At 63.6% G+C, this 6,437-nt stretch carries 6 protein-coding genes; 1 reads left to right on the top strand and 5 read right to left on the bottom strand.

All coding sequences use genetic code 11. The annotated features are described in order from the left end of the window. From cobT to EN935_RS17705, 3 genes are all read right to left on the bottom strand, one after another. Positions 1-1,716, bottom strand: a 1,716-nt coding sequence (gene cobT / locus EN935_RS17695) for a cobaltochelatase subunit CobT (protein WP_127373478.1), incomplete at its 3' end; no start/stop codon positions are given. 11 nt (positions 1,717-1,727) lie between these two features. Next, positions 1,728-2,714 (bottom strand): cobaltochelatase subunit CobS, encoded by a 987-nt coding sequence (gene cobS, locus EN935_RS17700; RefSeq protein WP_109671608.1) that lies wholly within the window; start codon positions 2,712-2,714, stop codon positions 1,728-1,730. Positions 2,715-2,837: 123 nt separating this feature from the next. Next, positions 2,838-3,467, bottom strand: a complete 630-nt coding sequence (locus EN935_RS17705) for a J domain-containing protein (RefSeq protein WP_126070704.1) — start codon at positions 3,465-3,467, stop codon at positions 2,838-2,840. Between the two features lie 181 nt (positions 3,468-3,648). Between EN935_RS17705 and EN935_RS17710 the strand changes: the two genes are divergently transcribed. After that, positions 3,649-3,951: a BolA family transcriptional regulator gene (locus EN935_RS17710; protein WP_127265627.1), complete on the top strand. Its 303-nt coding sequence runs from the start codon at positions 3,649-3,651 to the stop codon at positions 3,949-3,951. A gap of 28 nt (positions 3,952-3,979) precedes the next feature. Here the strand turns inward: EN935_RS17710 and EN935_RS17715 are convergent, their stop codons facing one another. Both EN935_RS17715 and EN935_RS17720 read right to left on the bottom strand, forming a co-directional pair. Then, positions 3,980-5,533, bottom strand: a complete 1,554-nt coding sequence (locus tag EN935_RS17715) for an acetolactate synthase large subunit (RefSeq protein ID WP_127373479.1) — start codon at positions 5,531-5,533, stop codon at positions 3,980-3,982. A gap of 118 nt (positions 5,534-5,651) precedes the next feature. Then, on the bottom strand, positions 5,652-6,437 hold a 786-nt coding region (locus EN935_RS17720), incomplete at its 5' end, for an alpha/beta hydrolase (protein WP_164771180.1).

Here is a 6,437-nt window from a genome sequence, read left to right on the forward strand (position 1 = left end):
CGTCTCGATCAGCTCGATGACGGCGCGCAGATGGCGTTCGAGATAGTTGCCCGGATTGACCGACAGCGTTGAATCGTCAACCGGCGCGCCGTCCGAGATCATCATCAGGATCTTCCGCTGCTCCGGCCGGGCGATCAGCCGGTTGTGCGCCCACAGCAGCGCCTCGCCGTCGATGTTTTCCTTGAGCAGGCCTTCGCGCATCATCAGGCCGAGATTGCGCCGTGCCCGCCGCCACGGATGGTCGGCCGACTTGTAGATGATGTGGCGCAAATCGTTGAGCCGGCCGGGATTCGGCGGCTTGCCGTCCTTCAGCCACTTCTCGCGCGCCTGCCCGCCCTTCCAGGCCCGCGTGGTGAAGCCGAGGATCTCGACCGAGACGCCGCAGCGTTCCAGCGTGCGCGCCAAAATGTCGGCGCAGGTGGCGGCGACCGTGATCGGCCGGCCGCGCATCGAGCCGGAATTGTCGAGCACCAGCGTCACCACCGTGTCGCGGAATTTGGTGTCGCGCTCCTGCTTGAACGACAGCGGCTGCATCGGGTCGATGACGACGCGCACCAGCCGTGCCGGGTCAAGGTAGCCCTCTTCCAGATCGAAATCCCAGGACCGGTTCTGCTGTGCCATCAGCCGGCGCTGCAGCCGGTTGGCCAGCCGGCCGACGACGCCCGACAGATTGGCAAGCTGCTTGTCGAGGAAGGCGCGCAGCCGGTCGAGCTCTTCTTCTTCGCAAAGCTCCTCGGCGCCGACCGTCTCGTCAAAAGCCGTGGTGAAGACCTTGTAGTCGATTTCCTTCGGCAGATTCGTGAAGGGATTGTCGTTGCGGCGCGCCTCGCCGGGTGTCTCGGCATCGGCGTCGTCATCGTCGGACAGGTCGTCGGCGGTGGCGTCGGAGGCTTCTGTCTCGGCCGACTGCTCGTCGTCGGCCGAAGCTTCGGCATCCTCGGACTGCGACTGCTCGGAGCCGGAATCCTCTTCGCCGCCCTCTTCGCTCTGTTCCTCGCCTTGCGGCTGGTTGTCGTCATTGTCCTCGGAGTCTTCCGTCTCCTGGTCGTCGCCGAGCTCCTCGGCCATTTCCATGGAGGCGAGCATCTCGCGCACGACGCGGGCGAAGGCCTGCTGGTCGCCGAGCTTGGCCGAAAGACCATCGAGATCGGCCTTGGCCTTTTCCTCGACCCAGGGGCGCCAGAGTTCGACCAGCCGCTCGCCGCTTTTCGGGACCGGCCGGCCAGTCAGCTTCTCGCGCACCATCAGCGCCAGCGCTTCTTCGATCGGCGCGTCGGCCTTGTCCTTGACGTCGACGAGATTGGCCTTGGCGTATTTGTCCTCCAGCATCGAGCCTATGTTGTCGGCGACGCCCTGCATGGCGCGGCTACCGATCGCCTCGACGCGGGCCTGCTCGACCGCGTCATAGATGGCACGGGCTGCCTTGCCTTCCGGCGCCAGCTTGGTGTGGATGCGGACATCGTGGCAGGCGCGCTTCAGCGCCATGGAATCGCCGAGCCCGCGGGTGATGGCTATGTCGGTCTTCGACGCCTTCTTCGGCAATTCGGGCAAACGTGCCCGGCTGCCGGCGAGAGCCGGCCTGTCCTTGGCGAAACCGACTTCGAGTTCCTTGTCGCCGGCAATGGCGCGCATGCAGACGGTGACGGCGCGCTTGAAGCTGTCGGCTTCAGACCCCGTCTTCGACTTGTTGCGCGTGTTGTCGCCCGGACCCGCCATCGAGACTCTGCTTAGCCCAGCACCACGTTTGCCGCTGATTCCGGCAGATCCTCGCCAAAGGCGCGCTGGTAGAACTCGGCCACCACCGAGCGTTCCAGCTCGTCGCATTTGTTGAGGAAGGTCAGCCGGAACGCCATGCCGATATTGCCGAAGATCTCGGCATTCTCGGCCCAGGTGATGACTGTGCGCGGGCTCATCACGGTCGACAGATCGCCATTGATGAAGGCCGAGCGCGTCATGTCGGCGACGCGCACCATCTTGTTGACGATCTCCTTGCCCTTGGCGTCGCGATAGTGCTTGGCCTTGGCCAGCACGATGGCGACTTCATTATCGTGCGGCAGATAGTTCAGCGTGGTGACGATCGACCAGCGATCCATCTGCGCCTGGTTGATCTGCTGGGTGCCGTGATAGAGGCCGGTGGTGTCGCCAAGGCCAACCGTGTTGGCGGTCGAAAACAGCCGAAACGCCGGATGCGGGCGGATGACCCGGCTCTGGTCGAGCAGCGTCAGCCGGCCAGACGATTCCAGCACGCGCTGGATGACGAACATCACGTCCGGACGGCCGGCGTCATACTCGTCGAAGCACAGCGCGACATTGTGCTGGTAGGCCCAGGGCAGGATGCCGTCGCGGAATTCGGTGATCTGTAACCCGTCCTTGACGACGATCGCATCCTTGCCGACGAGATCGATACGGCTGACATGGCTGTCGAGATTGACGCGCACGCAGGGCCAGTTGAGGCGGGCGGCGACCTGTTCGATATGGGTCGACTTGCCGGTGCCGTGATAACCCGACACCATGACGCGGCGGTTATAGGCAAAGCCCGCAAGGATCGCCATCGTCGTGTTCTTGTCGAACAGATAGTCCGGATCGATGTCGGGCACATGCTCTGATGTCACCGAATAGGCCGGCACCACCATCTTGGACTCGAAGCCGAATTTTTCCTTCACCGACACCGTTGTGTCGGGCAGGTTGGCGATGTCACGATCGACCTTGTTCATATCTCTCAACGTCTCCACGGGCGAAACCCCTGATTTCGCCGGCAATCGAATTTGTCCGGGGGCGGTCTTAGAGCGTTTTCCAACCTTATGAAAGTTGGAAAACGACACGAACCGTATGGTCGCTCAGCACAGGCCCGCCTGTTTGAGCACGCGATAGGCCTGCAGCACATCGCGGAACCGGTCTTCCGAACCTCTGTCGCCACCATTCGCATCCGGATGGTGGAGTTTCACCAGTTCCTTATAGCGCGCCTTGATCTCCTTGCCAGTCGCCTTTGTATCAAGGCCAAGCGTTTCCAGCGCCTTGGCCTCAAGCGGCTTGGCCTTGCGCTCGCGCGCCTCGCGCGGATCCTTCGGCCCCTTGAACAGATCGAACGGGTCACGCATGCGGTTGTAATAGCCGGCGCGGCCGGAACGCAGCTGCGCCATATCCGGCGACGAACGCGTCGAGGCGCCGTTGACGCCCATCTTCCAGGTCGGCCGGTGACCGGTCATGGCTTCCTTCTGGAAGCGCGCGACCTCGGTGTCCGGCACGCCGGAGAAATAGTTGAAGCCCTTGTTGTACTCGCGCACATGGTCGAAGCAGAAACGGAAATACTCGCCCTCCTTCATGCGCCCGACCGGCGCGCGATGGGTGCCCGCTTCCTTGCAGCCGTCCCACTGGCAAATCGGCGAATGCGACTTCAGCTCCGCGTCCTTGTCGGGACGGACGCGAATCTTCTCGAAATATTTGGGGTACGGCTTCATCTTACCCATTTATGGGGCGTTCGCAGATGCGAAACAAGAATTGACATTTTCGAGATCATCGCCCTAACCGCTGAATCGCGGCACAAAGCAGGCGAATGGCGGATTTTGTTACGCGGCAGCGGCTTTTGCAGAGACCGATTTTCGGTTTCAAGGCTGACGCGCCAGCCATATGTGGTGAAGGGAGACGGCGATGTCCATACAGACGACCATGGAAGACAAGCTCAACAAGGCATTTTCGCCGGACCGGCTGGTCATTATCAACGAAAGCCATCTCCATGCCGGCCATCACCATCACGGCGCCGACCATCACGGCGCCTATGACGGCACCGGCGAGACACATTTTCGCGTCCGCGTCGTCGCTTCCGCCTTTGCCGGCATGAGCCGCATCGACCGTCACCGCGCCGTCAACGAATTGCTTGCCGACGAATTGAAGGCCGGCGTGCACGCGCTGGCGATCGAACCGGCGGCTCCCGGCGAAAAGACCCGCTGGTAGGCCAGACCCGCCCTCACCTCCGCCGCACTCAGAGCACCGCTTCGATGAGGAACGGCCCGCGCCGCGACAGCGCACTGTCCAGCAGCGCGTCGAACCGCTCGCACGTATCGGCGCGGGCCGCCTCCACGCCCATGCCTTTGGCCAACGAGACCCAGTCCAGCGACGGATGGTCGAGGTCGAGCATGCGCCTGGCGTTCTCGCCGATCGCCTCGACACCGACATTCTTCATCTCGCCATGCAGGATCGCATAGGTTCGGTTGGAAAATACGATCGTCAGCACGTCGAGCTTTTCCCTGGCCTGGGTCCACAGCCCCTGCACCGTGTACATGCCGCTGCCATCGGCCTCGAGATTGATCACCTTGCGGTCGGGACAGGCGATTGCCGCCCCGGTCGCCATCGGAATGCCGCCGCCGATCGATCCGCCTGTGCCCATCATGTAGTCGTGCGGCGCGGCAAAGGCCGACAGTGCGAAGAAACGCCTGGCCGAAGTGATCGCTTCGTCGCAGACGATCGCATCCACGGGAAGCTTGCGCGCCACTGACAATGCGATGGCATCTTCCGTCAGTCTGCCGTTCGGCGTTGCCTCGTCGGGAAAGGCGGTCGCGAACACCTGTTGTTGCGACGGCTTTATGCCGAGTTCGTCGCGAAGCGCCTCCAGCGCCGCATGCAGATCGTCGCCATGGGCTGCCAGCGTCAGCACCTGGCAGCCCTCATGGACAAGCCGTCCCGGTTTTCCCGGATAGGCAAAGAAGGCAACCGGTTCCTTCCCGCCGACCAGGATTAGAACGTCGATGTCTCTGAGCACAGCTGTCGCCGCATCGACCGGATAAGGGATGCGAGCCGGCGCCACACGCCCGCGTCCGCGCTGCATCCGCGCGATCAGAACCTCGCTGAACAGTCGGACATCGCCGCCCGTCGAGATCTGCCCGGCGATGGCGAGCGCATCGGCGCGGGCGGCCTTCCCGCGAACGATGATGCCCGCCCGACCCGGAGCGGCACGGATCGCCGCAGCGATCTTTCTTACCGCGTCCATGTCGACGGCGGGCGGCGGCGCCAGCCTCACCTTGCCAACCGAGACCGCCCCGACTTCACCCCAGGCGGCATCCGCCGGCAGGATCAGGGTCGTGACGCCGGGAGGTGTCAGCGATGCGCGCAAGGCCGCCTCGGTCGCTGGCGCGACATCGTCCGGGCCGCCGATGCGGCGCACCCAGTTCGACATCGGTCTCGCAAGGCCTTCGATATCGCTGGTGAGTGGAGCATCGAGCGGCAGATGATAAGAAGCATGATCGCCGACAATGTTGATCATCGGGCTGAAGGCGCGCCGCGCATTGTGCATGTTGGCGAGACCATTGGCCAGGCCGGGACCGGTGTGCAGCAGCGTCGCGGCCGGCCGATCGGTCATCCGCGCATAGCCATCGGCGGCACCCGTCACCACGCCCTCGAACAGGCCAAGCACGCAACGCATCTGCGGTTTGCGGTCAAGTGCGGCAACGAAATGCATTTCGGACGTGCCGGGGTTGGCGAAGCAGACCGTCACATCATTGGCCAGAAGCACGTCACACAGGACATCGGCGCCGTTCATGCAGTTCTCTCCCGATCGAAGAGAGCACTTGCACCTGTGGGCGCCCGCGCGGCAATATCCTGCCGGTGCTTTTGATCTGATCCAGTCGCGCCGCGCCGCTGCCTCGGGAGGCTCGGGATCAGCCGACCGTCGATTTGAGAAATGCCAGCGCGGCGACGGTCAGCGCGTCGCCGTCCTCACCGAAATCACGATTGATCGACATGTGCGTATAGGCGCTGCCGTCGAACAGCGTAACCATGGTGCCGGTGGCCCGCAGACGCTCGGCAAAGGCCTTCGAGGCCTCGCCACGGCCAGACGCCCGCGAATAGGCAATCAAGGTCGGCGGATGCTTGTGGCCGCCGACATAGCTGGCCGGCGAAAGTGCTGCCCATTGCGAGGGATCGGAGAAGACCCGTGCATAGGCCCGAACCATGCCGCCATTTTTGGCAAGCGCGGCAAGATCGTAGGCCCTTGTATCGTCGAGAATGAACGCCGCGACGCCGGGCAGCCCACCGCGCGTGCCGGTCAGTGCAATCAGATGGCTGCCGGCCGAATGGCCCATGCCGACGATGCGGTTGGGGTCGCCGCCATGCTGGGCAATGTTGGCCCTGATATAGGCATAGGCTTTTTCGACGTCGTGCGCCTGGGTGGCGACATCGGCCTTAGGCAACATGCGGTAATCGATGGAGACGAAGCAGAAGCCGTTGGCCAGCAGGAAGGCCGGCTTGGCATCAACCTGGCTGCGTTTGCCGAACTGCCAGGTGCCGCCATGGACGAAAAAGACGACCGGCAGGCCGCTTGCACCATCGGGCGCGTAGATGTCGAGCTTGGCCGGCCCGTAGTCGAAGGTTTTTGGCGCGGATTGGCGCGGGCGCCGCGCCGCCGATGCTCCCAATGGCAGCATCGCCGCCATGGAGGCCAGAAT

It is taken from the genome of Mesorhizobium sp. M7D.F.Ca.US.004.03.1.1 (genome assembly GCF_003998635.1).
GTDB classification, from domain to species: Bacteria; Pseudomonadota; Alphaproteobacteria; order Rhizobiales; family Rhizobiaceae; genus Mesorhizobium; species Mesorhizobium loti.